Raw genomic sequence first — 25,718 nt, 5'->3', positions numbered from 1 at the left:
CGGCCAGCCGATTGATTTCCTACAAGAACGACAGCTCACGACACGCTAAATTTGGGGCACCCCAAAGCAGAGGAGCGCCCCATGGGCAAGGTGGTCATGTACAGCTCGGTGTCGGTGGACGGCTTCATCGCGGACGAGAATGACCAGCCCGGACCGCTGTTCGACTGGTTGTCCAGCGGTGACGTCCCGGTGGACGAGAGCGGCGAGGTGAAGGTGTCACAGACGTCCTACGACTACACCCGGCCGTACTGGGACCAGATCGGGGCGACACTCGTCGGCCGCCACGTCTTCGACATGACCGACGGCTGGGACGGAAAGCCTCCGAGCGGGATCAACCACGTGGTCGTCGTGACGCACCGGCCGGAGCCCGAGGGCTGGGACCCCGAGACGCCGTTTCACTTCGTCGACGGCGTCGAGGCAGCCGTGGCCAAGGCGCAGGAGCTTGCGGGTGACCGCATCGTCGAGGTCGCCGCTGGCGACGTCGGTGGCCAGGTGCTTGCCGCGGGCCTGGTCGACGAGGTGCGCATGGACGTCGTACCCGTCGTGTTCGGGTCCGGCAAGCGCTACTTCGGGTCGGTCCACGCGCAGCACCTGTTGGAGGATCCTGATGTGGTGATTCAGGGCAACCGGGTCCTTCACCTGCGCTATCGGGTGCGCCGTTGAGCGATCTGAGCGGGTACGCGAGGAGCCCCCTGCGAACGGTGACAGAAGATCGGGCCCCCGACTGCGTTTGCGCATCGCTGTCCCTGGTCGGGCAGCCGACGCCGATCCGCCCCGGCACCTCAACTGCGGCAAGTTCAACAAGATCACTGGTTGCCGGTTTCCGTCGTATCTTGGCCGACCCCCGATAGGTTTGTGCGGATCGGGTTCGTCACGACGACCTGACGAATCGGCAGGTTATGAGGAAACTTCATTGAAGCCGGCAGACGAAGCAGCCATCCGTGCAGGTCAGACCAACTTCGGGAGTCCGGGGCCTCATCGGCCGGACTCGGTAACAGCTGACTGGCGAATAGCGGGATTGTCGGCTACTGCGTACCGCGGGAGTGGGTGACGCGGACACAGTCGATGGAACGTGACGGGTGTCGTCGGACGCGTTAATCCAGGTCAAGGAACTGCCCAACACCAGCGCCCGGTAACAGCGTGGCGGGGGTGCCAGGGTAACCGGGCGCACCGCCCGCGGTGAAGAGGGCAACCACTTTCCCGGAGCCAGTCTGGGCGACCCCCTGGAAGGTCCGCACAAGAGGTCCGCAGCGCCACTCGCGCCGGTCGATATGTTGCGCCAGTGGACGACAAAATCGCAGTAGAGGAATGCGCCGCAACGGAATCGAGTGATCCCCGGCTCGTCTGGGTCTGTCCGGACAGTGATATCCGTACTGGACGGCGAGTTGGTGAATCCAGTCGGTCCGTTGGTCAGTCCCGCGAACGGGATCGCCAGGACCGTGTCGGTCGGGGCTGCGCTCACCGGCGGAGCGGCGAGCAGCAGCACTACGAGTGCAGTCCCGGCGACAGTAGTCATGCTGCGGGGCATCAAAGCGGTTCGGAACATGGGTCCACCTCCTGCAAGGCGTCGAGCCGAGCCGAGCCCCGGACGGATCCGCTGAGGGTGTCCGCGCGCAAAACACCTGCGCCGTCGCGGGAAATGTAGGTTCCACGGCTTGGCGTCACTTCTCTGAATCTTTGACCTGCGGGGTTCTCAACATCGTGTCAGTGCCCGATTCTCACGAGCTTGTCGGAATCCTCAATTCGGTCCCCATCCCGTCAGCGGGATCGTTGACCGTCGCCGATCCTGCAGAGTGCCTGGCGTCCTTGATGTGTGGGGCTCGGTTGACAGGGCCGGCTAGCTGGGCGAACGTGGACGTAGGTCGGGTGGCCGCGAGCACTTGCCGTGCGATCGACGAGAGGATTCCCGATGTCCCCTTCCCCGATGTGGTACTGGCTCGGTGACCATTACTGGTACACGGTGTACCCATTGGTAACGATCTTCGGCCCGATCTTCGGCTGATGGTGATGGCCGGATTCGGTGACGGTACACCCCCATGCCGTCCCAGATCGCAGACCTCAGATGGAGGAAGTCGCACCGTTACAGGATCCATGACCGGCGACAACGAGTCGTCTATTGGATCTGTCAGATTCATCAGACGCATAGGCTCTGAGAATGGCGCGCAGAGCGGTGTTCGATCCTACCGACAGGGACCTGTTCAACGAGCAACGACAACGCTTCGACTGGAGTCTGCTGCAGAACGGCGCCGTGTTCCGGTACGACACCCGATTCCAACTGGATAGCGCCTGCGACCGACTCACCGGGCTCGGCTACCTGATATGTACGCCGGTTTGTCAAGGGCGCAGGGTGAGGCGGCGTCCAGGACCGTCGTCGTGGGCGCCGCCTCTGTGGGCCCGGTCGATCTGGGTGGTGGCGAGCGTGTCGGTTTCGACGCGTGGTCAACTCTGATATGCGCGGGTTGGGTACCGCAGGACGGTTGTTCGGCTGGAGTGGGTCGCTGTCTAGTGTCGAGCGTGATCCCAACGCGCAGTTGAGGATTGCTCATAGGTAGCTCGCGGATCACTCCCAGGCGCTGCCGTCACCACCGCGTGATTCGTCCGGACGTTGTGGGTTTTCCGTTCCGGCCCTTGCTCGCCGGTCGTCGGCGATGAGGGGCAAAGTGGAGTCCCCGCAGCGCAGCGAGGAGAACCGACCTTGCCACCCGACGAGTGGACGACCATACTCGCAACCGGATGCGGAACGGGGAACCGGCTTTTCAGGTATCCAGCATGGCCAGCGACCAACACCAGCCGGCGAGTTCGCGGGCGATCGCGGTATTGGCCAGCGTGGGGCGTTTACGACGGGCGTCGAACCCGGCCCAGCGGGCGTGCAGGCGCCGGTTTGCTTGCTGACCGCGAGCCCGAGCCGCAGGACTGGCCTGCTCCCACCGGCGCCGCAGATCCGCTCCGGGACGATACCGGGGTCGATGGTGCCAGGCGGCCTCGACCAGAAGCCGCCGCGCGTGGCCGTTGCCGGTCTTGGTGATCGATCCCTGCGAGCGCGTCGCGCCGGATGAGTGTTCGGTGGGCACGAGCCCGAGGTAGGCGCCGATCGAGCGTCCGGTCAGGCGCTGCCAGTCGCCGATCTCGACGGCCAGCCCGAACGCGGTCAGCGTGGACACGCCGCGCAGGCAGCCGAGCCGAGTCACCACCGGGGTGTAGTCGCTGTCGGTGGCCATCGCCGCGATCGCCACATCCAGCCGATCCCGCCGGTCCACCGTCGCGAGCATGGTGTCGTAGGCGGTCTCGTACGCCAGCTGCAGACCGGGTGCGTCGAAGTGCTGGGTGCGTAACCAGGTGTCGTGCACCTTCGTCCACGCGTGGCCACCGTAGTAGACGATGCCGTGCCGCAGAAGTAGTTTCGACACGCGGTGGCGGGCCGCCATGAGATCCCCGCGACAGTCCTCACGGGCACGGACCAGATCACGGGCCGCCTCCTGCTCGACGCTGGGCACCGCCACCTCGACGATCTGCCCGAGGTGCAGCAGTCGGGCCAGATGCCGCGCATCGCGCGCGTCGTTCTTGACCCGGTCGCCGGGCGGGCGCTGCAGCTTCGACGGTGCCGCCACCAGACATTCGATGCCCGCCGTGGCCAGGAACCGGGCGAGCCCGAATCCGGTAGGTCCGGCCTCGTACGTCACTTTCACCGGATCCGGCAGCGACCGGATCCACTCGAATATCTCGCGATGAGCGGGCGTCAATCGGCGCTCGAACAGCTCACCGGTCCGACCGTCGAGACCGCACGCGACCACCGATCGTGCGTGCACATCCAATCCGATACTCGTACGCTGATTCATTGCTGGGGCCTCCCACATCTGTGGCTCTACCGGCCAGGACCCGTTTCCTGTCCGGCAACCCCACGTTCACATGTGGGAGGCCCCAGCCCAAGCCCCTCATATCGTCTAGTGCAACGGATCGACGCGCACGAATGGTCCTCGGTGGAAGACATGTTCGATGCCTTCGCCGAGGCGATGGGATACCAGCGGGCCTACGGCGGCAGCACCAGCGCGTTCAGTGATGTGTTCGCCGACGTGGGCACGTTCGATTTCGGCAGTGATCCCGATTCCACGGGAACCGTCCTGGCGATCGCCGGGTTCGACACCTTGATGAGCCTCGACGACCGCACCGCGCACCTGATACTGGACCACTTCGCCCGTGAGGCCCGATTGGCAGGACTGTATGCCCATCCGATGCTGTGCCTGATCGAATCCGCTGCCGACCACCGCCTAGAACCGGTCGGCGGATAAAACGTCCTGCGCGGAAGTGTGTGGGACAGTGAGCCAGACCTGCCGTGGCCATTTCACGACACCGACATCGTCGAATACGTGTTTCGGATCTACGCAACAGACGCCGGCGCCGTCGAGTACATCGCCGCCCTGCGCGCCCTCTTAGCCGACGCGCTCGCAGACATCGGGCGCTGGCAGATCCTTGGACCCAGCCCGGCATCCGAGGCCGCCGCAAAACTCAGCGAGGAACACCGTCCCGAGCCACTTCCCGCCGGAACGCACCTGCTGGATGTATCGATTGGCATCCGAGGAGAAGGGGACCATACGACCCTCGGGGATTCGCTGGTCCACCTTCTCCAAGAGGTCGGCGGCCTTCGTTTCGACTACATGTTCTCGGCCTTCTATCCCGCAGGCACCGAATCACGAGAGAAAGCCATGCGGCGATACCAGGCGCTGGCCGACTCACCGGACCAATAACCGAACCCTCACCCGGGCTCGTTCCAATTGCCGTCCTGTGACTGGAACTCGCTGACCTGCGACGTCCCGTAGAGGTCGTCCGATGAAGAATCCCGAATTGGAGCGTCAAACGGTGCAGAAACCTGCGGGTCGCTGCGCTCAACCGACGAGTACCGGAATCCGGAATCCACAGCACTCCGCGGATTGCGTTTCCTCCTCCAACACTTCCATGAATCTCATCAGTCTCTGGGGGAGATTTCGAAACTGGTTTGCAGACTGATTCCCTCGACCGAGGCCATACCCTCCACCAGCAAGGGCTCGACACGACGGCGGTGGTCAATGGTCAACTCAGAAGTGTGGCTACAACGCACCCTCCATCCCGGAATTTCTGGCGGTCTCCAGAATGACGGCACCGTCCACTCCTTCCCAGTGCGGCAAGATCTGCACGGGCACGCCGACCCCGGGCAGCGCGTGACCGAGGTCGGAGAGAGCTGCACGGCGCTCCAGATACGGCGCCGCCATCAAATCGGAACCGTCGGCAGAGAGAACGTCGAACGGAAGGTAGGTGACCGGCCCCTGACCGCCGCCGAGAGGCGGCACCCGTCGTACTTCATTTCCGCCGCCCAGTCGCCGCTCAGTGCCTCCGGGAGCTCCCGGAGCTTCCGCCGGCAACGGGAACCCGCCCTCACCTGATCGGCGAAGACGGGTTCCAGTTCCATTGCAGCTGAATCACTTACACCCGGGCTGGGTGCATGTCTGCCGCTTCTCCGTCGATCATCACCATTGCCGGACGGGGTGTGTCGACGGTGCCGTCGCCGAGATCGCCGAGGCTGCCGTCGAGCGCCACCAGGTCCGCGCGACGGCCGGCGGTCAGGGTGCCGACGCGAGTCTCGTCGTGGACCAGGTACGCGCTGTCGACGGTCATCGCCCGAATCGCGCGATCCACTCCGATCCGCTGGTTCCCGCCGAGCACCGTGCCGCCCCGTGTCATCCGGGTGACCGCGGTGCGGATGGTCGCCAGCGGGTCCATCGGGGTGATCGGACAGTCCGAATGCAGCCCGAATCGCAGACCCAGTTCGTCGGCGCAGGCCAGGGGATCCATGTCGGCGGCCCGCTCGGCGCCGAGGAAGCGGTCGCGGTGGCGATCGCCCCAGTAGAAGACGTGGTTGACGAAGAAACTCACCCCGAGTTCGGCGTCCCGGATCGCGGCGAGGTCGCTCGGTGCGCTCACCTGGCAGTGTTCGATGCGGTGCCGTCCCACCCGGCCGTCGGTGGCCTGCGCCCGCCGCAGCGACGTGATCGCAGCGCCGACGGCCGCGTCGCCGTTGGCGTGCACGGCGACCTGACCACCCGCGCGGTGCACCCGCAGGATCATCTCGTCGAGTTGCTCCTGCGGGTAGAGCAGGTCGCCGTGATGAGCGGGGTCGCAGGCGTACGGGGCGCGGAGTGCGGCGGACAGTCCCTGGATCGATCCGTCGGCCCAGAATTTCGCGCCGGCCAGCCGGAAGTGCGCTCCGGCCGCGGGTGCGTGCTCGAACGTGACTCCCCGGTCGTCGACGGCCTGCAGCGCGAGGTCGCCGCGGAGGAACCCGACGACGTGGACCGGTAGCTCACCCGATACGTCCAGTGAGCGGTAGGCGGCCAGCTCCTGCTCGCCCGCCGACAGACCCACCCCGAGATCGTGGATCGTGGTGATTCCCCGTGCCCGCGCCGACAGCAGGCTGCGGAGCAAGGCACCGTTGACCTCCTGCTCGGTCAGCGCGGGAACCGCCGCGGTGAGCCTCGACACCGCATCGATTTCCCACGCCATCCCGGTCAGCCGGCCGTCGTCCCCGCGGGGGAAGAGCGGGTCGTCCATCGGCACCGTCGACTCGTCGATGCCCGCCGCCGCGAGTGCGGCGGTGTTGGCGACGGCGAAGTGCCCGCAGATGTGCAGCACGATGACCGGCCTGTCGATGCTGACCGCGTCGAGATCCGTCCGCGTCGGGTGCCGTCCCTCGGCAATCTGGGTGTCGTCGTAACCCCACCCCCGGATCCAGCCGCTGCCGCCGGCCGAGGCACGCAGCGCCTGCTGAATGTCGGCGATCGACCGGCACGGTGGCGTCCGGCAGTCCGCCCAGCCGTCGGTGAGACCGGCGTACGTGGGGTGGATGTGCGACTCGATGAGTCCCGGGATCACCGTGGCGCCGGGCAGGTCGACGCGGCGGGCGCCGATCCCGGCGCAGTCGGCCATGTCCTTCCTGGTGCCGGTCGCGAGCACGCGGTCGTCGGCTATGACCAGCGCTTCGACGGTCGGCGACGACGGGTCCTGGGTGTGGATCGCATCGGCGGTGAGCAGTGTTCGGGACATTCAGGCACCTACTTGGCTGGGAGTGGCCGTGGATTTCACGGCGGCGGGTGTGCGACCTTCGGTGCGAAGGCCGCGGACGGGGTCGGTGGCCGGCCAGAACAACCTCGTCGCCACCACGAACAGGATGTTGAGGACCAGTGCGGCCGCGCCGAGGTTGACACCGTGCTCGGCGAGCCACACGGACACGGGGCCGTGCTTGTCGAGATACAGCCACAGCACCACGACGTCACCGAGCACCACGCCCATCGCGAGGGCGGAGGGGCGCAGTTTCCAGCCGAAGACCATCGTCGCGAACACCACGGCGGCCTGTGTGACGCCGTAGTACGCGGTGTTGACCAGGGTCAGCAGGAGCTGAGGTGTCGCGAGGGTGAGCAGGAGCGAGATCGCCAGATACGCCACGACGACTCCGCGCACCCAGATCCGTTGGCGGGATTCGGGGATCCCGGGAATGATGTTGCGCGACACGATCGCACCGATGCCGAGGGCCGCCCCGCACAGCACCACGATCGCGCAGAGGGCCGCGCCGCCGGCGACGACGCCGGTCAGCCAGTCGGGCAACAGTTGTCGCGACAACTGCAGGAGCACCTGGTCGGATTCCGTGCCCTCGAGCTTCGTCGGCAGCAGCGTGATCGCCCCGAAGGCGGCAGCGACGAGGAACGGGTACATGAGCATGTACAGGGGATTGAACTTGGCGACCCGCTTGATCGTCGCCTCGGACTTCGCCGCGAGCACGGCCTGCACGATGATCGGGAAGATGAAGAACCCCACCGATTGGAACACGATCGTCGTCAGTACGAAGGTCAGTGACGACCCGGTGACCGTGGAGTGCGAGGTCGAGCCGCCACCACTGGCCGCCGCCGCGGCGAACAGCTTCTCGGTGCCACCGGTCTCGATCACTGCCGCCAGTCCGATCAGGACGGCGCCGAGCAGCAGGGCGGTGTCCTTCACGTAGGACACGAATGCGGGGGCGCGCACCCCGGACAGCATGAGGAACAGCAGCGCGAGGGCCGCGCCTGCGAATACGGCGACGGTGGGATCGATGGAGATCCCCAGACCGGTCAGCGCGATCTGCAGACCGGCGAGCTGAAGCTGACCCCACGGGATGAGGAATACGACCGACGCAATGGCGATCGTCAATTCCAGCCCCCGCGACCGGAAGTGGCGTCCGGCCACATCGGGCAACGTCATGGCGCCGTACCGCTTGCCCGCCCGCCACAGGTAGGGCGCGAAGAAGTACCCGATCGGGTAGGCCAGCAGGATGTACCCGATGAACCAGACGCCGTAGCTCGCGCCGTGCGCGTACACGCCGCCGGGGAACCCGATCAGGGTGCCGATGCTGTACGCCTCACCCGCCCCCAGGATGAAGACCAGCAGCGGACCGAACGACCGGCCACCCACCAGGTAGTCGGAGATCTCCTTCTTGCTGCCGCGCCGCGACAGCACGCCCGCCCCGAGGGCGAGGATCAGCACGAGCGTGAAGAACGCCGCGGTCATGACTGTTCTCCGATCCCACTGCCCGCAGCGGCGGATTCGGCACGTTCGGCAGCTTCGAAGTCTTTGCGGTCGAATAGCTTCCAAGCGAGATGGAGGCACAGCGAGGTGAGCGGCATCCACAGGAACAACCACGCGAACAGGATCGGAACTCCGAAGACCGCGGCCGTGGATCCGGACAGGACCACGATGCCGCCCAGAACCCCGGCGAACGGGACACCTATCGCGAGTAAGGCGCTTTTTGCCTCGTTGGACATGATTGTTGGGCTCCTATTCTGACTGCGTCGACCGGCGTCGCGGTGTGGTCCGGTGCCTGGCGACGTGCACTCTGGCACTAGTGTGGTCCGAGTCACTCCCCGCGGGCCATGGGTGAATCCCGGAAAACGCCGAAGCGGTTCGTGAATTTCACGGGAGTGTGGAATGCGAGGGAAAGTGCCCGAGTCCGCGGGTGAAGACACGATCCAGCGGTTGTGCCGGCAGGTCTCGGAGGAGATCGAGTCGGTGACCGACCGATCGGTGCGTCAGATTCGCGCCGAGTTGCAGTCGTACGCTGCCGTTCCGATCGACGAACAGCACGAGTACATCGCCCGGCAGCTCGCGGCGACGCTGCGCGCCCTCGCGGAGAGCGAACCCCTCGCCGACGACGTCCTCGAGCGTTCACGTCAGCTCGGCCGGCGCCGGGCGATGCAGGGATTACCCCTGTCCGATGTCATCGAGACGTACCACATCGCGTCTCGCGAACTGTGGGACACGATGGTCGCCAGAGCGGCCGAACCGACAACCGACCTGTTGCGTGCAGGCGGAATGATGTGGGATCTCGTCCACACCGCCACCAGCGCGGTCGCCGTCGGACACACCGACGCGACCCGAAGCGAACAGGCCATCCGCGCGGGCGTGCGGTACCGGTTCTTCGAGGCACTCGCGAGGTCCACCGACGGCGACGACCGTGACGTGCGGGAGCTGGCGGAGGCGCTCGGGTTCACACCGCAACACGGGTTTCGGGCGGTGTGCGTCGCCGCGGAGGAGTGGTCGGAAGCGCAGCTCGAGCGGCTGCAACGCACCCTCGACACGATCCCGGGCACCACTCAATGCAGCGGGCACGGCACCGTCATCGTCGCCCTGAGCCAGCACGCACCGGTCGACGACATCATCCGCGAGGTCCGGCTCGGTCACCCGGGCACCACCGTCGGTGTCGGATTGGACCGCCCCGGCCTGGCCGGTGCGGCGATGAGCATCACCGACGCGCGGCGGGTGCTGCAACTGGCGTCCCCCACCGGCGCCGTGGTCCGATTCGCCGACGAATGGGTCGCCGCCACGCTGGCAGACCATCGCGCCGAACTCACCACGCTGTTGGAACCGGGGGCCACCGTCGCCGCCGACCACCCTCACCTCGTCGAGGCGGTGTCGGCATTCGCCCGCAACGGCTTCTCCATCAGCGCGGCCGGCCGGGACATCCACCTCCACGCGAACTCCATCACCTACCGGCTCGACCGCTGGCAACAGTTGACCGGCTGGGATCCCCGGACCCTCGACGGCCTGCAGCTCTCGGTGTTGAGTCTCGGACTGTTCCACCGCGATTCGGGCGACACGGCCCCCGACACCGCGGGGGAATAGCGGTCTACCGGCCCGAACTGCGACGAGATCTGGGCCTCGGTCATCGGCCCAGCGGGTAACATCGACTCGCCGGCAGGTCGGACGAAGATGGGATTGCGTGGTGAGCGAAGAACTGCCCGCGGGCACACAATCCGTCGGACGTGCGCTGGCCGTGCTCAAGTTGCTCGCATCGTCACCCGACGAACTCACCGGCAGTGCTATCGCGGCGGAACTCCGGTTGTCGTCCGGTACGGCCAACAGACTCATCCGAGCCCTGATCGCCGAGGGTCTCGTAGCGCGGAATCCGATGTCCGACAGCTACTACCTCGGCAGTGGAACGGTACTGCTCGGCCAGGCCGCCCAGCGTGGGTTCGGCATGGACAAGGCGCTACCCATCCTGGAGCAGCTCAATTCCGAGACCCAGGAATCCGTGAACCTCTCCATCCGTCAGGGGTCCGAATCGGTGGTGATGATGCGGGTGCAGTCGATGCTCCCGTTGCGGTTCGAGCAGCACACGGGCGCCCGGTTTCCCCTGTACACGACGGCGTCGGGCAAGGCGATCCTGGCGTTCTCGCCACACGCCGAGACGTACGTCGAGTCGCTTCCGGCCACGCTCGCCAAGGTCACCCCGCACAGCTTGAGCACTCCCCGTGAACTGTCGGAGCAACTCCGGGAGATCCGGGTCCGCGGGTACAGCATCGACGAGCAGGAGAACGTCGAGGGTGTGCGTTGCGTCGGCGCACCCATCCTGGACGCGGACGGGTACGCGCAGGCAGCGCTGGTGATTCAGGTCCCCACCGTCCGCATGCCCAAGTCGAGGGTACGGACGCTCGGAGACCGCATTGTCCAGGCGGCGAAGGAAGTATCCCAATTCGTCCCGGTCAACCGGGCGATGTCTCACTGACCCTAGGCCCACGGCCCGGGTGTTTGTCACGGCCTCCGTTCGGTGGCGTCGCGATCCGCTCTGTGCTGGATCCCTCGAATTCTTCTTGTGAGGCACTTCACATATCCACGTTGCTGGCCTATCGTCGGTTCACAGTGTGGGGACTATCCCTACATTGTGACAGCGAAGGAGTCTCAACGATGTATCGATCGAACGAGAACGAGAGCGTCTTCACCTGGGCAGCACCCCCATTGAAATTCGGTATCGGCGCTTTGGACGAGGTCGGGGCCGAGCTGTCCGCACTGGGATCGGAATCCTGTTTGGTGATCACCGACCCGGGCGTTCGAAACACCGGGATCCCCGACCGCATCCGCGATCAGCTGATCGCCGCAGGCATCAAGTCGGACGTATTCGACGGCGTTGCAGTGGAACCCACAGATCAGAGCATCGACGAGGCCGTCTCTTTCGCCCGCGAACGGGAGTGGGACTCCTACATCGCAGTCGGCGGAGGTTCCGCGATCGACACCGCGAAGGCTGTCAACCTCCTCACCACACACCCCGGGGAACTTCTCGACTACGTGACCCCGCCCATCGGCGGAGGTACGGCACCGTGGCTTCCCCTCAAACCCCTGATCGCCATACCGACCACCGCGGGCACCGGATCGGAATCGACGACGATCTGCGTCATCGACTTCCTCGGCCTGCACCTGAAGGCCGGGGTCAGTCATGCCAAGTTGCGACCGACGCTCGCAATAGTCGATCCCCTGACCACCGTCACGCTGCCCTCGCAGGTCACCGCCGCGAGCGGGATGGATGTGCTCTCCCACGCTCTCGAGAGCTACACCAGCGTCCGGTTCGACGCCAAACCTGCGCCCGAAGACCCGATGAAGCGCCCCGCCTTCTGCGGTTCCAACCCCATCAGTGACACCTGGTGTGAGCAGGCACTGTCGTTGGTGGGGAAGTATCTGCGACGCGCGGTGATGAACGGGCGGGACCTGGAAGCTCGCTACCAGATGGCGCTGGCCTCGACCTCGGCCGGAACCGGGTTCGGTAACGCGGGCACCCACCTGCCCCACGCCAATGCGTACCCGGTCGCCGGCGCCGTCGAGAACTACCAGGCCGAGGGTTATCCTGCGATGCCCATGGTGCCGCACGGGCAGGCCGTATCCGCCACTGCCGCGGCAGTTTTCCGATGGACCTACCCGAGCGACCCCGGCAGACACCTGCGGGCGGCCGAGCTCCTCTCCGGCCGGACGTTCACAGCCACCGATGGAGCGGACGCGCTCGCGCACGTCCTGAGCGAGCTGATGGCCGACATCGAAATGCCTTCGGGATTGCGAAGCTTCGGCTACGGGGAAGAGCACCTGGCAACGCTGGTCGATGGCACGATGAAGCAGACGCGTCAGCTGGCGGTCGTGCCGCGGCCGGTGACGAGGGACGCCCTCACACACATATTCCGGGAGTCGTTGTGACCACTCCGCGAGACACCGACAAGGAACCCTCGAAGTCCGAGATCCGTACCGTCGTCGCCTCGAGCATCGTCGGAACGACAGTGGAGTGGTACGACTTCTTCCTCTACGGCATCGCCGCCGGCCTGGTGTTCGACAAGCTGTTCTTCCCCAGTTCGGATCCAATCGTCGGCACCTTGCTCGCGTTCGCCACGTTCGCGATCGGATTCATGGCCCGGCCGTTCGGCGGTCTGATCTTCGGTCACATCGGCGACCGCATCGGCCGGAAGAAGACCCTGGTCGCGACCATGATGATCATGGGTGTGGCGACCTGTTTGATCGGACTGGTCCCCACGTACGCGACGATCGGAATCGCCGCGCCGATTCTGCTGGTGGTGCTCCGGCTCGCGCAAGGAGTCGCAATCGGCGGCGAATGGGGCGGGGCCGTCCTGATGGCCGTCGAATACGCACCCCGCGGTAAGCGCGGATTCTACGGAAGCCTGCCGCAGATCGGTCTCGCAATCGGCCTGATGTTGGGCACGGGTGTCTTCGCCGCACTCAACTCGACCCTGTCCGAAGCCGCATTCCTGGACTGGGGTTGGCGGATCGCCTTCATGCTCAGCGCGATCCTGGTGGCGGTCGGCCTGTTCATCCGCCTCAAGGTCATGGAGACTCCGGCCTTCCGGAAACTCGAGACGGTGGAGGAGAAGGCCACCGTGCCCGCTCTGGAACTGATCAAGAGCCCGCAGTCACGGCGAAACATGGTGCTGGGAATGGGCAGTCGATGGGCCGAGGGTGTGGCCTTCAATACGTGGGCGGTATTTGCGATCGCCTACGGCACCGGCACGCTGCACCTCAGCCGTCAAACCCTGCTTCTGGCAGTGATGGCGGCGGCCGCGACCATGATCGTCTTCATTCCCGTCTTCGGAAAGTTGGCCGACCGATACGACCGCAGACACATGTTCGCGGCGGGCAGCGTGATCCTCACGGCTGCAGCCTATCCCGCTTTCGTGCTCATCGGCACCGGAGATACCGCCGTCATCGTCATCACGATCGTGCTGGTTCTCGGCGTCCTCTATCCGATCGTCTACGCCCCCGAGTCCTCGCTGTTCGCGGAACTCTTCCCCACCCGAGTCCGCTACAGCGGAATCTCCGTCGTCTACCAGCTGTCGGGAATCGTCGCCTCCGGTCTGACGCCGCTCGTGCTCGCGTCCCTCCTCGGCTCGGCGAGCGGAGGACTCTCCCTGATCATGGGATACATCGTTGCGGTGGGCGCCGTCAGCACGCTGTGCACGCTCGCAATCCGCCGCCGGGACCTCTACACGGAGGACCAGGACGGCAGTTCACACCCTGACAACGCCGCCATGTCGCACACACCCGCGACCTGACACCAAAGCTGCTGTGGCCCCGCCTCGGTCTTACCGGGAGCGGGGCCTCGGTCTACCGCAACGCCACCTGCACGAGGACGGCGGCGCCGAGGAAGCCGAGCAGCCACAGCACGCGCTGGCGGACCTGGTGGGCGGTGGTGCGGTCGAACATCCATTTCCCCGCGGCGGCGCCGAGCATGCAGAGCGGTGTGAACAGGGCGATCTGTGCGAGGACGGGCAGCGTGAGGAGGCCGCCGGCGGCCGAGCCCGCTGCTCCGAAGGCGTCGATGACGAGGAAGAACACGACGAGCGAGGCGCGTCCGGCGGCGACGTGGGTGGACGCGGAGAAGTACATGAGAACGGCGGGCGGGCCGCCGAGGGCGAAGCCGCCGTTGAGGAGTCCGGACGCCATGCCCGTCGCGGCGGTGACGCCGGGGCCCGGCAGCGACTGCCGGTCGGGGACGGCGGCCATGGCCACGGCCGATCCGATGATGGCGACACCGAGCAGTACGCGCACCAGGTCACCGGACAGTTGCGTGAGCGCCCACATGCCGACCGGCATTCCGATCAGGGTGCCTGCGAACAACCAGCGCAACGACTTCCAGTGCACCTGTCGCCACACCTGCGGCAGCATCGCGGCGCTGGCGACGACCTCGAGGACGAACACGGTGGGAATCACGGACGTCGGCGGCAGCAGGACGACGAGTCCGGCGACCCACACCATGGCGCCACCGAAACCCCCGAAGCCGCGGACGACGCCGCCGGCCACCACGATGCCGAGGGCTAAGAGGAGGGCGGGCAGCGACAGATCCCACACCGTTGCCGCCATACCCTGTTGCACCGCTTCCGTTCGTCGTGGTCTCCGTCAGAAGTGTGGGGGTCGCGGCGGTGAAGCGACAGATCCAGACCGCGTCGAATCGTCGGTACCAGGACCGCACGGGACGTGGCCCCCGGCGTGATCGCCGGAGGCCACGTGCTCGCCATAGTGGAACTACACGTAGTCCTTGTACTTGTCGAGCAGGCGCACGGGCTTGGACAGCGCGTCGCGGCGGAAGGGGTCGCCGAGTTCGCGGGTGCACATGATCTCGATGACCGTGGTCTTGCCCTCGTTCATCTGTGCGGCGACCGCGCGCTGCAGCGCGGGACCGACCTCTTCGAGTTTGTCGACGACGATGCCCTCGGCACCCATCGCCTGCGCGATTCCGGCGAAGGATTCGCTCTCGAGTTCACCGGCGACGAAGCGGCGGTTGTAGAAGTCGACCTGGTTCTTCTTCTCCGCGCCCCACTGCCGGTTGTGGAACACGACGGCCGTGACGGGGATGTCGTGCCGGACGGCCGTCATGACCTCGCCGAGGCTCATGCCCCAGGCGCCGTCGCCTGCGTAGGCGATGGCGGGCCGTTCCGGTGCCGCGGCCTTGGCGCCGATGACGGTCGGCAGTGCGTAACCGCAGTTGCCGAAGCTCATCGGGGCGAGGAAGCTGCGCGGCTTCTCGAAGCGGAGGTAGCTGTTGGCGACGGAGTTGATGTTGCCGATGTCGGTGGAGACCATCACGTCCTCCGGCATCGCCTTCTCCAGCTCACGCAGCACTTGACGCGGGTGCAGCCAGTTGCCTTCCTCGCCTTCCTGTTCGGCGATCATGTCGAGGCTGAACGGGTCGCGCTCGTGGGTCCACTCGTCGAGTTCCTTCTCCCACGCCGCCTTCTCGGCGTCGATCTTCTTGCTGCGCTCCTCGCGGTTGGCATCACACGCGAGGGCCTTGCCCTCGAGCCGCTCGGTGAGTGCGACGGCCGCGGCCTTCGCGTCGCCGCAGATTCCGACGGAGACCTTCTTGACCAGGCCGAGCATCTTGTGGTCGGCGTCGATCTGGATGATCTTGGCGTTCTTCGGCCAGTAGTCCATGCCGTGCTGCGGGAGGGTGCCGAAGGGGCCGAGGCGGGTGCCGAGGGCGAGCACGACGTCGGCCTGGCTGATCAGCTTCATCGCGGCCTTCGAGCCCTGGTAGCCGAGCGGTCCGGTCCACAGCGGGTGGCTGGCGGGGAACGAGTCGTTGTGCAGGTAGCTGTTGACGACGGGGGCACCGAGACGCTCGGCGAGCGCCTTGCACTCGTCGACGCCGTCGGCCATCACCACGCCGCCGCCGGAGACGATGACCGGGAACTTGGCCTGCGCCAGCAGTTCCGCCGCCTCGTTCAGGCTCTTCTCCCCGCCGGGGCCACGATCGAGGCGGGTGGGCTGCGGGATCTCCGTCTCGATTTCGCCGTAGAAGAAGTCGCGGGGAATGTTCAGCTGCGTGGGGCCCATCTCGGACATCGCACGGTCGAAGCAGCGGCCGGTGAACTCGGCCATGCGCTTGGGGTTGTTGACGTGGCCCTGGTACTTCGTGAACTCCTGGAACATCGGCAGCTGGTTGGCTTCCTGGAAGCCGCCCAGGCCCGTTCCCATGGTGCCGGCCTCGGGGGTGACGATGACGACGGGACTGTGCGCCCAGAATGCGGCGGCGATCGCCGTGACGCAGTTGCTGATGCCTGGGCCGTTCTGCCCGATGACCATGCCGTGACGTCCGCTGACCCGGGCGTATCCGTCGGCCATGTGTCCGGCGCCCTGCTCGTGCACGACTGGGACGAGCCGGATTCCGGCGGGAGCGAAGATGTCCATCGCGTCCATGAAGGCCGATCCCATGATGCCGAACATGTCGGTTACGCCGTTCGCGACCATCGTCTCGACGAACGCCTCCGACGGTGTCATCTTCTGTACGCCGGAAACAGCGGTGCGATCGGCACCGTTCTTCTTCTTGGTCATGTGTGATCCTCCTTCAGGGGCGCGCCGGAACCGGCCGAGAATGTCAAAAATCGGAACGTTTCGTTCGTGATTTTGTGATCTGCAGTGACAGTAGGCCACGTCACACGGTTCGTCAATGAATGTTCCTAAAACCGGAACCAGATGTATGATTTTTCGATACATGATGCGAATGCGTCGCCGTTCTGCCTAGGAGGAACCGTGGGTGAGATTCACCGGATCGACGAGTCGAACGGACACCCGACGACGGAGCTACCCGGAGACACACCGACGCTCCGCCTGTTCGCCCTGCTCGAGATGATCGCGTCCAAGGACCAGCTGTTCACGTTGCAGGGGCTCGTCGAGGAGACGGGCATGGCCAAGCCGACCCTGCACCGCATGCTGCAGCAACTCGAGGGGGCCGGACTCCTCACCCGGCAGAACAACGGCAGGCACTACGGCACCGGTGTGCGCCTGCGCCGCTTCGCCGAGAACCTGCTGCTCAACGACACCCACCACGGGGCGCGGCACGCCATCCTCCGCAACCTCGTCGCCGAACTCGGCGAGAGCTGCAACGTCACCACCCTGTCGGGTAGCGAGGTGGTGTACCTCGACCGCGTGGAAACCTCCGAACCCCTTCGGTTTACACTCCATGCGGGGTCGCGGGTGCCCGCGCACTGCTCGGCGAGCGGCAAGATGATCCTGTCGCAACTCAGCCCCGCGCAGCGCCGGCGACTCCTCGGGCGGATGCCGCTCGAGCGGTACACCAACAAGACGGTCACCGACGTCGAACTCATCGAGACCGAACTCAAGCAGGTCCGCCGCGACGGCTACGCCATCGACGACGAGGAGTTCCTGCCCGGCCTCGTGTGCGCCGCGGTGCTCGTCCCCTGCGCCACAGGTAATTCCAATCTCTGCATCGCAGTCCAGGCCCCGGTCATGCGACTCACCCCCGACAAGGCGCTCAAACTGCTACCCGCGTTGCGGCGGGCCGCCGACGCCATCGGTGAGATCGAGAACGAGGTCCAGGACGACGGAACGGCAGACCTGAACTGAAGGAGGGCGCATGCCCGAAATGACCACTGCGGCACCCAGCCACGTGCTCTCCGCGCGTGAGCTGTTCGGACTCGACACCGACCTGACGGTTCGGGCCTTCCGGGAACCGGTCGACCACGTCCCCGACGTCGACCACGCGTACCGGTTCGATCACGCGGTGACCACCGCCCTGCTCGCCGGGTTCGACCGTAACCGCCGGGTGATGGTGCAGGGACTGCACGGCACCGGCAAATCCACGCACATCGAGCAGGTCGCGGCGAGGCTCAACTGGCCGTGCGTGCGGGTCAACCTCGACGGCCACCTCAGCCGGCTGGACCTGATCGGCAGGGACGCGGTCGTGCTGCGAGACGGCAAGCAGGTCACCGAATTCCAGGAAGGCATCCTGCCCTGGGCGCTGCAGCGTCCCGTCGCCCTCATCCTCGACGAGTACGACGCCGGCCGCCCCGACGTCATGTTCGTCATCCAGCGCCTCCTCGAACGCGACGGCAAACTCACCCTGCTCGACCAGAACCGGGTGCTGTCTCCGCATCCGGCGTTCCGGTTGTTCGCCACCGCCAACACGGTCGGACTGGGCAACCTCAACGGGATGTATCACGGTGCGCAGCGGCTCAATCACGCGCAGATCGACCGCTGGAACATCGTCGCGACGCTCGATCATCTCCCCGCGGAACAGGAGATCGAGATCGTGTCCGCGCGGGTGCCGTCCGTGGGGCGGTCGCTGATCGCGTCGATGGTGGCCGTGGCGAATCTGACCCGCAACGGTTTCCGGCTCGGCGACCTGTCGACGCTGATGTCGCCGCGCACGGTGATCACCTGGGCCGAGAACATCGAGATCTTCCACGACCCGGCGCTGGCATTCCGGTTGTCGTTCGTCAACAAGTGCGACGAGGCCGAACGACCCATCGTCGCCGAGTACTTCCAGCGATGCTTCGACGAGGAACCCGAGTGGTCGGCGATGCTCGCGGCGAGCACGGCCTGAGCGGGCGGTCATGGCAGAACTGCCCGTGTGCCCCGAATCGGTCCGTCGTCGGCAGGAGGTTCGTGAACTCTGCGCCACCAGCATCCGCGCTCTGACCGGTCAGGGTGAGTTGCATTTCCGCGGAACGGAACTTCATCGCGGACATCGGCGCGTGCCGATGCCCGCCCCGCACCTGCACCCGTCGTTCGGCCGCGCCGACGTCGCCTCCTTCCGCGGCGCGGGCGACGGCATGGCGCTGCGACTGCTCCACACCGATCCCGCCCTGCACCGGAGCCTGTGCCCGGAAACCACGCCGAGTCGGCTGATCTTCGAGACCCTCGAACAGTTCCGCGTCGAATCGCTGGCCGCCGGCGCGTGGGACGGGGTGCGCGCAAATCTCGCCCACCGATTCTCGCGGTGGTCGCAGGAGTTCGTGGCGTCCGGCCTGACGGAGACCGTGCACGGCATGCTGCTGTTCACGGTGATACAGATGTGCCGGGCGCGGATCACCGCCGAGCCGATACCCGAGTCCACGCAGGATCTGATCGAATCGACCCGGTTCGGCCTCGCCTCCGTTCTCGGTGACCAGCTTCCGCAGCTACGCCGAACCCGGCACTCGCAATCGGATTTCGCGGTGCATGCGCTGGCAGTCGCCGACGTGATCGGCCGACGGTTGGAGCAGGCCGCGGACGCGGACGAGTCGGACGACACGAGGCGCGACGACCGCGCCGCGACCTTCTCCCTGCTCTTCGACTTCGAGCCGGACGAGAACGACACGTTCGCGACGGCCGCGTCGGGGCACAGCCGCGCGCTGGGTGACGGCGGAGACGGCTACCGCGTGTTCACCCGCGCCTACGACGAGACCCGGCAGATCACGTCCCTCGTCCGGCCCGAACTGCTCCGGGATTTCCGCCTGCGCCTCGACGTCGGCATCGACGACAATCGTCTCAACGTCCGAAAGCTCGGACGGCAGCTGAAGACCCTGCTGTCCGAGCCCGACCGCGACGGCTGGGAGGGCGGGCGCGACGAGGGTTACATCGACGGTCGCCGGCTCGCGCAGCTTGTCACCTCGCCCACCGAACGCAGACTCTTCCGGGCCGAACGCACCGAACCGCGGAACGACGCGACGGTGACGTTCCTCATCGACTGCTCCGGTTCGATGAAGAAGTTCAGCGAACCGGTCGCCGTCCTGGTCGACGTGTTCGCGCGGGCGCTGGAACTGGCCGACGCCCGGTGCGAGATCCTCGGCTTCACCACCACCGCGTGGAACGGCGGCCGGGCCCGCAGGGACTGGCTCCGGTCCGGCCGTCCGGACGATCCGGGACGTCTCAACGAGGTCCGGCAGCTGGTGTTCAAGGACGCCGAGACCACCTGGCGCCGAGCGCGTCCCGCCATCGCGGGACTGCTCAAGGACGACCTGTTCAAGGAGGGCGTCGACGGCGAGGCCGTCGACTGGGCGTGCTCACGGATGCGCGACCGCGGCCCGGGCAGGAGGCTGCTGTTCGTGATCTCGGACGGCAGCCCACTGGACGGCGCCACCGCGCTGGCCAACGACGAGTTCTACCTGGACCACCACCTCCAGGTCGTGGTCGAACGGCACGAGGACGAACGCGCGGTCGAGGTCTACGGCCTGGGCGTCGGGCTGGATCTGAGCCCGTACTACGACCGTTGCCGGACGCTCGATCTGACGCACGGAACCAACAGCGACGTCATCGCCGACGTGCTGTCGATGATCGCCCACTGACAGGCGCGCCTGTGAGTGGCTCAACTGTGAAGGAGTCACCCCCATGACCGAACCCCGGGTTTCGCTGGTTACCTTGGACATTGCCGGCACGAGCGTCGACGAGGGCGGCGCCGTGTACGTCGCGTTACGCGACACCGTCGAGAAGCACCTCGGCGAGCCGCTTCCGGACGACCGCTTCGACCGGTGGAAGGGCACGGGCAAGCGGCAGGCCATCGAGGGACTGCTGCGCGAGAGCGGAGCCCCGGCCGACACGGCCGTTCTCGACTCCGTCGAATCCGAGTTCACCGCAATGCTTCTGGACGCGTACCGGAAGACGCCTCCGACCGCACTGCCCGGGGTTCACGACGCGTTCGGCACCCTGCGGCAGCGCGGCGTCAAGATCGTTCTCCAGACCGGATACTCGCGCGAGATCGCGGAACCGCTGCTCGAGCAGGTCGGGTGGGAGATCGGGCGGGACATCGACGGTGTGATCACCAGCGATCAGGTGCGGATGAGCAGGCCGTCGCCGTATCTCATCTTCCGTGCGATGGAACTGGCGGGCGTGCAGAGTGTCGACGAGGTCCTGGTCGCCGGCGACACCCCCAACGATCTGCGCGCGGGCACGAACGCCGGGGCGCGGTACGTGGTCGGCGTTCTGACCGGCGCCCACGACGCCGCGACGCTGCGCCCCGAGCCTCACACGCACATCCTGGAGAGCGCCGCGAAGATTCCCGAACTGCTGGGCTGATCGACGAGTGCGGTCCGGTCCTGCCGCGCAGGACCGGCCCGTGACCCGTCAGTCCCGGTAACTCGGCGCCGGTGGACCCGCCGTCGGCCCCAGCAGGCCCAACCACCGGTCGTACAGGCGATTCCACGTCCCGTCCTCGCGCATCCGTTCCAGGGTTCCGTTCACGAAGCGCACCAGAGCGTCGTTGTTCTTGTTCGCGACGACGCCGTACGGCTCCAGTTCCAGATTCGGCCCGACGATTTCGAGGTTCGGATCCTGCGCCGCGAGGCCGGCGAGGATGGAGTTGTCGGTGGTCGCTGCGTCTGCCTGGCCCAGTTGCAACGTGGTCAGGCAATCGTCCCAGTCGGGGACAGCCACGATCGTGGCTTCGGGTGCCACCCGCTGGATCGTGGCGAGGGACGTGGTGTCGATGAAGGTGCACACACGTTTGCCGGCCAGGTCCGCGGGAGAGGTGATGCCGGATCCCTCCGGTACGAGCAGTCGCTGGAACGCCTCGAAGTACACGGACGAGAATCCGACCCGGGTGGCGCGCTCGCACGTGATGGAGGTGGCGTGAACAACCAGGTCCACGTCGTTTCGTTCCAGTGCATCGAAGCGGCCGGCCGACGTCAGCAGACGGAATTCCACCTTGTCCGGGTCGCCGAAGAGGTCGCGGGCGATCTCGCGCGCCAGGTCTACGTCGAACCCCGACAGCGTGCCGGTCGACGGGTCCCGGAAGCTGAACAGGTTCGTGTTCTGGTCGGTTCCGACGATCAGCCGTCCCCGCGCGACGATCGCGGCCAGCGCCGACCCCGGCGGCGCCGTCTCCGGCCGCAGACCGGGATCGGGCCGCAGACTCGACAGCGCGCCGCACGAGGAGGGATCCGGTGGGAGCGGCGGAACGACAGCCGTGGGCGGCAGGATCTCGGCACCGTCCGGGAGCGAGTAGTGCGAATAGTCGCCGGCGAGGGGTGGGGGCAGCGCCGAGGGGGCCGCGCACGCCACACCCATCACACACAGAGACACTGCCGCGACGAGCGCCGCCCGGCACCGCAGGAGCGGGCCGGCCGGGGTTCGTCTCCACGATCTCGTCATCGGCCGTTACAGTTCGATCAGGTCACCGCAGGGGTGTTCACGACTGCCTCCGGTGGTGGCGATGAGAATTCGTCTCCTGTTGCGCCGCTGCGGCCAGCTCGATGTCCGAGCCGCCGAGCGTCTCCACCGACTCGATGCGCTTCTCAGCCTGCGAGACGGACTCGTCCGCCGAACCGACCAGGGGAGCGGCGGAGAGCGATTCGTCGTCGACACCTGCCTTGCCGAGCCACTTGCGCACCTCGTAGCTGATCAGGATGGCGATCAACGTCAGACCGCTCATGAGGAACTGCGAGCGGGTGCTCGGGAGGAAGGCCATCGCGAGGATGACCGTGGCCATCAGCGCGATGGTGGCGTAGCTCAGCCAGGGGAACAACCACATCCGGAGTTGCAGTGCCGCGGGATCTTCGCGCTCGAGGCGCCGGCGGAGCACCACCTGGGAGACGGCGATCAGCAGGTACACGAACAGCGCGACGGCGCCGTAGGAGTTGACGAGGAAGTTGAACACGATGTCGCCCCACACGTACGTGCAGGCGACGGAGATGTAGCCGATGGTCGTGCCGAGCAGAATCGCGCGACGCGGCACGCCGTTGCGGGAGAGCTTGGTGAAGAACTTGGGCGCATCCCCGTTCCGGGTGAGCGCGAACAACATTCGCGACGTGGTGTACAGCGCGGAGTTGAGGCAGGAGAGTACCGCCGTGAGGACGATGAAGTTCATGATCGTGGCGACGCCGGGAATCCCGAGCACCTCGAGCACCGACGCGTACGGACTGACACCGACACTCTCGGTGTCCCATGGCTGGATCGTGACGACCACGAGAATCGACCCGACGTAGAACGTCACGATCCGCGCCACGATCGACCGCATGGCCCGGGCGACAGCACGTTTCGGTTCCTCCGACTCGGCGGCGGCGATCGTCACGATCTCGGCCCCGGTGTAGAAGGCGACGCAGGGGACGACCGCGGCGAGCACCGCGCCCCAGCCCAGCGGGGTGAATCCGCCGTGACTGACGAGGTTGCCGAGCCCCGGCGTCGAATCGGGCCACAGCCCGGTGATCCAGAGGGCGCCCATCCCGAGGAACAGGACGATCGCGACCACCTTGATCGAGGAGAACCAGTACTCGAACTCGCCGTAGGAGCGGGCGGACACCATGTTGGTGGCCGTCAGCAGCAGCATCAGCCCCAGGCTCAGCATCCACAGCGGCACCATCGGGATCCAGAGTTGCAGGATCCGGCCGCCGGCGATGGCCTCGACCGCAACGACGATGACGAAGAAGTACCAGTACATCCACCCCGTCGCGAACCCGGCCCGACGCCCCAGCGCCTGGCGGGCGTAGACGTAGAACGATCCGACCACCGGCCTGGCCACCGCCATCTCCGCCAGCATCCGCATGATCAGCAACGTGATGATGCCCGCGATGAGGAAGGAGATGATCGCGGCAGGTCCCGCACCGCCGATGACGACGCCGCTGCCCACGAACAGGCCGGCACCGATCACGCCACCGAGGGCGATCAGGTTCATGTGCCGGCGTTTCAGGCCTTTTCCGAGACCGGAACTGTCGGTGTGTTCGGGAACGGTACTGTCCACATTTCCTCCAGAGGGCGTTGACCGAGCGCGCCGGCTGCCTGCGGCCGTCCGACGCCGGACGGTGGTGCAGGGCGGGCACCGAGCAGGTGTGATCCACATCACTCATTTGGTGAGTCACCTCACCTTACGACTCGGAAACAGCGACCGCCCAGAGCCAGATTTGCGGGGAGGAGAGGGACCAGAGGTTGTACGGATCCGAGGTCGGCGGTGGTCGGGCCCGGGTCGCGCGGAGCGCATAACGCCCCTCCCGACGGGTACTACTTCGGTACCGATCCACGTCGCCGCGGGAGGCGCCATGACCACCGACAACCAGGGCGACCGAACCGACGTCGACAAGGCGTTGCTCGGACACTCGACGTACCGCAGCCTCGGCGAGCAGCACCTCTCGCCCGCGGAGGAGCGATTCGAGAAGGGCCGCCGCACGATCGGGCTCTTTCTCGCCCCGCTGATCACGATCGGATTCCTCGCGCTTCCCCTCGAGATTCCGCCGAACCAGCAGACGCTGGCGGGCGTGCTGCTCGGCGTCATCGTGCTGTGGGTGTCCGAGGCGGTGCCGATCCCGATCGGCGGGCTGCTCGGTGTGGCCGTCGTGGTGTTTCTGGGGGTGGCGCCTGCCGACGAGGTCCTCTCGGCGTTCGGTTCGTCGACGATCTTCACGTTCATCGGCGCGTTCATCCTCGCCCAGGCGATGCTCGAGCACGGCGTGGCGCGGCGGTTCGCGTTCCGGATCCTGACGCTGCCACGGGTCGGCCAGTCCACCACCGGGGTCATCGTCGCGTTCGGCGTCATCACGTGCGGGCTGTCGGCGTTCGTGTCCAACACCGCGACCGTGGCCATGCTGCTGCCCACGGCCCTGGGCATCCTCGGCGTCATCGCCAAGGTGATGCAGCACCGCGGTGTGGTCGCTCCGGACTTCGACCCGTTGCGGCTCCGCGTCGGCGCCGCGATCATGCTGATGCTCGCGTACGGCGCCAGCGTGGGCGGCCTGCTGACGCCGGTCGGGAGCCCCCCGAACCTGATCGGACGGGGGCTCATCGAGGAGGCCACCGGGGAGCGGATCACCTTCGGGCAGTGGGTGGCCATGGCCGTCCCGATCTGCTTGGTGATGTTCATTGCGCTCACCTTCATCCTGCTGCGCCTCAACAAGCCGGAGATCCGGCGCATCGAAGGCGTCTCCGACTACCTGGCGGAGCAGCGCGCCGACATGGGCCCCCTGTCCCGTGCCCAGAAGAACACGCTCATCGCGTTCGGGGTCACGGTGTCGCTGTGGATCCTGCCCGGCGTCGTCGCGGTGATCGCCGGCAACGACTCCGACCTCTACGCGACGATCAGCGACCGCCTCGACGAAGGCATGGTGGCGGTGTTCGGGGCGGCGCTGCTGTTCCTGCTGCCGACCGACTGGGAACAACGCGAGTTCACTCTGCGCTGGCGGGACGCGGCGCAGATCGACTGGGGCACGATCGTCCTGTTCGGCACCGGTATCATCTTCGGGTCGCTGCTCGCCGACACCGGTCTCGCCGAGACGATCGGCACCTCGGTCGCCGATTCGCTGGGCCTGACGAGCGTCGTCGCCATCACGATCTTCGCCGTGCTCCTGGCCATCGCCGTGTCGGAGACGACGAGCAACACGGCGTCCGCGGCGGTCGTGGTGCCGATCGTGATTCCGGTGGCGATCGCGGCCGGGGTCAACCCGTTCGTCCCGGCCCTCGCGGCCACGTTCGCCGCGTCGTTCGGCTTCATGCTGCCGGTGTCGACGCCGCAGAACGCCGTGGTCTACGGCTCCGGCGCGGTACGGATCACTACGATGATCCGAAGCGGGATCACGTTCGACATCATCGGCGGAATCCTCATTATCGTCCTGCTGCCACTGATGGTCGCCGTGGTCGGTCTCGGCGCCGGCTGACGCACGGACGCGGTCGCACATCCCGCTGCGGTGGACGAGATC

General features: G+C 66.6%; 20 protein-coding genes and 1 pseudogene. 12 read left to right on the top strand and 9 right to left on the bottom strand.

What is annotated here, in order from left to right:
- Nucleotides 1-81: 81 nt before the first annotated feature.
- Entirely contained in the window at nt 82-663 is a 582-nt protein-coding gene (locus tag BLV94_RS28420) for a dihydrofolate reductase family protein (protein WP_072944914.1), read from the top strand.
- Between the two features lie 2,093 nt (nt 664-2,756).
- Here BLV94_RS28420 and BLV94_RS28410 read toward each other — a convergent pair.
- Complete coding sequence (locus BLV94_RS28410; RefSeq protein ID WP_244163556.1) at nt 2,757-3,836, bottom strand: IS110 family RNA-guided transposase; 1,080 nt, start codon at nt 3,834-3,836, stop codon at nt 2,757-2,759.
- 108 nt (nt 3,837-3,944) lie between these two features.
- On the opposite strand from BLV94_RS28410, the gene BLV94_RS28405 reads away from it, so the two are divergent.
- Nucleotides 3,945-4,286: a barstar family protein gene (locus BLV94_RS28405; protein ID WP_074933818.1), complete on the top strand. Its 342-nt coding sequence runs from the start codon at nt 3,945-3,947 to the stop codon at nt 4,284-4,286.
- A gap of 18 nt (nt 4,287-4,304) precedes the next feature.
- Nucleotides 4,305-4,742, top strand: a complete 438-nt coding sequence (locus tag BLV94_RS28400; protein ID WP_072942472.1) for a hypothetical protein — start codon at nt 4,305-4,307, stop codon at nt 4,740-4,742.
- A 342-nt stretch (nt 4,743-5,084) separates the two neighbouring features.
- Here BLV94_RS28400 and BLV94_RS28395 read toward each other — a convergent pair.
- The 4 genes and pseudogenes from BLV94_RS28395 to BLV94_RS28380 form a co-directional block, all read right to left on the bottom strand.
- A pseudogene (locus tag BLV94_RS28395) lies at nt 5,085-5,359 on the bottom strand (DNA ligase-like domain-containing protein); the annotation flags it as partial.
- A 95-nt stretch (nt 5,360-5,454) separates the two neighbouring features.
- Entirely contained in the window at nt 5,455-7,071 is a 1,617-nt protein-coding gene (locus BLV94_RS28390; RefSeq protein ID WP_072942475.1) for an amidohydrolase, read from the bottom strand.
- The gene (locus BLV94_RS28385) at nt 7,072-8,565 is read right to left on the bottom strand and encodes a sodium:solute symporter family protein (RefSeq protein WP_072942476.1); all 1,494 of its coding nucleotides are present in this window, start codon (nt 8,563-8,565) and stop codon (nt 7,072-7,074) included.
- Nucleotides 8,562-8,819 (bottom strand): DUF3311 domain-containing protein, encoded by a 258-nt coding sequence (locus BLV94_RS28380; RefSeq protein WP_072942478.1) that lies wholly within the window; start codon nt 8,817-8,819, stop codon nt 8,562-8,564. Before BLV94_RS28380 ends, BLV94_RS28385 begins: the two co-directional genes overlap by 4 nt.
- 175 nt (nt 8,820-8,994) lie before the next feature.
- Between BLV94_RS28380 and BLV94_RS28375 the strand changes: the two genes are divergently transcribed.
- From BLV94_RS28375 to BLV94_RS28360, 4 genes are all read left to right on the top strand, one after another.
- Complete coding sequence (locus BLV94_RS28375) at nt 8,995-10,176, top strand: PucR family transcriptional regulator (RefSeq protein WP_072942480.1); 1,182 nt, start codon at nt 8,995-8,997, stop codon at nt 10,174-10,176.
- 100 nt (nt 10,177-10,276) lie between these two features.
- Nucleotides 10,277-11,059: an IclR family transcriptional regulator gene (locus tag BLV94_RS28370; RefSeq protein WP_244163672.1), complete on the top strand. Its 783-nt coding sequence runs from the start codon at nt 10,277-10,279 to the stop codon at nt 11,057-11,059.
- Between the two features lie 179 nt (nt 11,060-11,238).
- Nucleotides 11,239-12,510, top strand: coding sequence for a hydroxyacid-oxoacid transhydrogenase (locus tag BLV94_RS28365; RefSeq protein WP_072942483.1), 1,272 nt, complete (start codon nt 11,239-11,241; stop codon nt 12,508-12,510).
- Nucleotides 12,507-13,874: an MFS transporter gene (locus BLV94_RS28360; RefSeq protein WP_072942485.1), complete on the top strand. Its 1,368-nt coding sequence runs from the start codon at nt 12,507-12,509 to the stop codon at nt 13,872-13,874. The genes BLV94_RS28365 and BLV94_RS28360 overlap by 4 nt, the downstream gene beginning before the upstream one ends.
- A gap of 52 nt (nt 13,875-13,926) precedes the next feature.
- Here the strand turns inward: BLV94_RS28360 and BLV94_RS28355 are convergent, their stop codons facing one another.
- Both BLV94_RS28355 and xsc read right to left on the bottom strand, forming a co-directional pair.
- Nucleotides 13,927-14,682: a sulfite exporter TauE/SafE family protein gene (locus tag BLV94_RS28355; protein WP_072942486.1), complete on the bottom strand. Its 756-nt coding sequence runs from the start codon at nt 14,680-14,682 to the stop codon at nt 13,927-13,929.
- A gap of 162 nt (nt 14,683-14,844) precedes the next feature.
- Nucleotides 14,845-16,653 carry a sulfoacetaldehyde acetyltransferase gene (xsc, locus tag BLV94_RS28350; RefSeq protein WP_072942488.1) on the bottom strand — a complete coding sequence of 603 codons (1,809 nt, stop codon included), beginning with the start codon at nt 16,651-16,653 and terminating at the stop codon, nt 14,845-14,847.
- 198 nt (nt 16,654-16,851) lie between these two features.
- Here xsc and BLV94_RS28345 point away from each other — a divergent pair, with 198 nt between their 5' ends.
- Genes BLV94_RS28345 through BLV94_RS28330 form a run of 4 tightly spaced genes read left to right on the top strand, consistent with a single transcriptional unit; the run spans nt 16,852 to nt 21,114 of the window.
- Nucleotides 16,852-17,685: an IclR family transcriptional regulator gene (locus BLV94_RS28345; protein WP_072942490.1), complete on the top strand. Its 834-nt coding sequence runs from the start codon at nt 16,852-16,854 to the stop codon at nt 17,683-17,685.
- A gap of 10 nt (nt 17,686-17,695) precedes the next feature.
- On the top strand, nt 17,696-18,664 hold the full coding sequence (locus BLV94_RS28340) for an AAA family ATPase (protein WP_072942491.1): 969 nt from the start codon (nt 17,696-17,698) through the stop codon (nt 18,662-18,664).
- A 10-nt stretch (nt 18,665-18,674) separates the two neighbouring features.
- Complete coding sequence (locus BLV94_RS28335) at nt 18,675-20,387, top strand: cobaltochelatase CobT-related protein (RefSeq protein WP_072942493.1); 1,713 nt, start codon at nt 18,675-18,677, stop codon at nt 20,385-20,387.
- Nucleotides 20,388-20,430: 43 nt separating this feature from the next.
- Entirely contained in the window at nt 20,431-21,114 is a 684-nt protein-coding gene (locus BLV94_RS28330; protein ID WP_072942495.1) for a phosphonatase-like hydrolase, read from the top strand.
- 48 nt (nt 21,115-21,162) lie between these two features.
- Here BLV94_RS28330 and BLV94_RS28325 read toward each other — a convergent pair whose 3' ends face one another.
- Together BLV94_RS28325 and BLV94_RS28320 are read right to left on the bottom strand one after the other, a co-directional pair.
- On the bottom strand, nt 21,163-22,188 hold the full coding sequence (locus tag BLV94_RS28325) for a glutamate ABC transporter substrate-binding protein (protein WP_072942497.1): 1,026 nt from the start codon (nt 22,186-22,188) through the stop codon (nt 21,163-21,165).
- Nucleotides 22,189-22,225: 37 nt separating this feature from the next.
- On the bottom strand, nt 22,226-23,773 hold the full coding sequence (locus BLV94_RS28320) for an amino acid permease (RefSeq protein ID WP_072942499.1): 1,548 nt from the start codon (nt 23,771-23,773) through the stop codon (nt 22,226-22,228).
- Nucleotides 23,774-24,068: 295 nt separating this feature from the next.
- Between BLV94_RS28320 and BLV94_RS28315 the strand changes: the two genes are divergently transcribed.
- Nucleotides 24,069-25,676 carry an SLC13 family permease gene (locus BLV94_RS28315; RefSeq protein ID WP_072942501.1) on the top strand — a complete coding sequence of 536 codons (1,608 nt, stop codon included), beginning with the start codon at nt 24,069-24,071 and terminating at the stop codon, nt 25,674-25,676.
- The last annotated feature ends 42 nt before the right edge of the window (nt 25,677-25,718 follow it).

The sequence above is a fragment of the Rhodococcus koreensis genome (assembly GCF_900105905.1).
Taxonomy (GTDB): Bacteria; Actinomycetota; Actinomycetes; order Mycobacteriales; family Mycobacteriaceae; genus Rhodococcus_F; species Rhodococcus_F koreensis.
Note: the sequence above shows the minus strand (reverse complement) of the source record. Positions and strands in the feature narration are given on the sequence as shown.

Excerpts from the sequence above, each read along its gene's own strand:
- BLV94_RS28330 (WP_072942495.1), top strand. The coding sequence starts at position 20,431 with ATGACCGAACCCCGGGTTTCGCTGGTTACCTTGGACATTGCCGGCACG.
- BLV94_RS28325 (WP_072942497.1), bottom strand. The coding sequence starts at position 22,188 with ATGACGAGATCGTGGAGACGAACCCCGGCCGGCCCGCTCCTGCGGTGC.
- BLV94_RS28420 (WP_072944914.1), top strand. The coding sequence starts at position 82 with ATGGGCAAGGTGGTCATGTACAGCTCGGTGTCGGTGGACGGCTTCATC.
- BLV94_RS28380 (WP_072942478.1), bottom strand. The coding sequence starts at position 8,819 with ATGTCCAACGAGGCAAAAAGCGCCTTACTCGCGATAGGTGTCCCGTTC.
- BLV94_RS28355 (WP_072942486.1), bottom strand. The coding sequence starts at position 14,682 with ATGGCGGCAACGGTGTGGGATCTGTCGCTGCCCGCCCTCCTCTTAGCC.
- BLV94_RS28385 (WP_072942476.1), bottom strand. The coding sequence starts at position 8,565 with ATGACCGCGGCGTTCTTCACGCTCGTGCTGATCCTCGCCCTCGGGGCG.
- BLV94_RS28340 (WP_072942491.1), top strand. The coding sequence starts at position 17,696 with ATGCCCGAAATGACCACTGCGGCACCCAGCCACGTGCTCTCCGCGCGT.
- BLV94_RS28315 (WP_072942501.1), top strand. The coding sequence starts at position 24,069 with ATGACCACCGACAACCAGGGCGACCGAACCGACGTCGACAAGGCGTTG.
- BLV94_RS28365 (WP_072942483.1), top strand. The coding sequence starts at position 11,239 with ATGTATCGATCGAACGAGAACGAGAGCGTCTTCACCTGGGCAGCACCC.
- BLV94_RS28410 (WP_244163556.1), bottom strand. The coding sequence starts at position 3,836 with ATGAATCAGCGTACGAGTATCGGATTGGATGTGCACGCACGATCGGTG.
- BLV94_RS28335 (WP_072942493.1), top strand. The coding sequence starts at position 18,675 with ATGGCAGAACTGCCCGTGTGCCCCGAATCGGTCCGTCGTCGGCAGGAG.
- BLV94_RS28390 (WP_072942475.1), bottom strand. The coding sequence starts at position 7,071 with ATGTCCCGAACACTGCTCACCGCCGATGCGATCCACACCCAGGACCCG.
- xsc (WP_072942488.1), bottom strand. The coding sequence starts at position 16,653 with ATGACCAAGAAGAAGAACGGTGCCGATCGCACCGCTGTTTCCGGCGTA.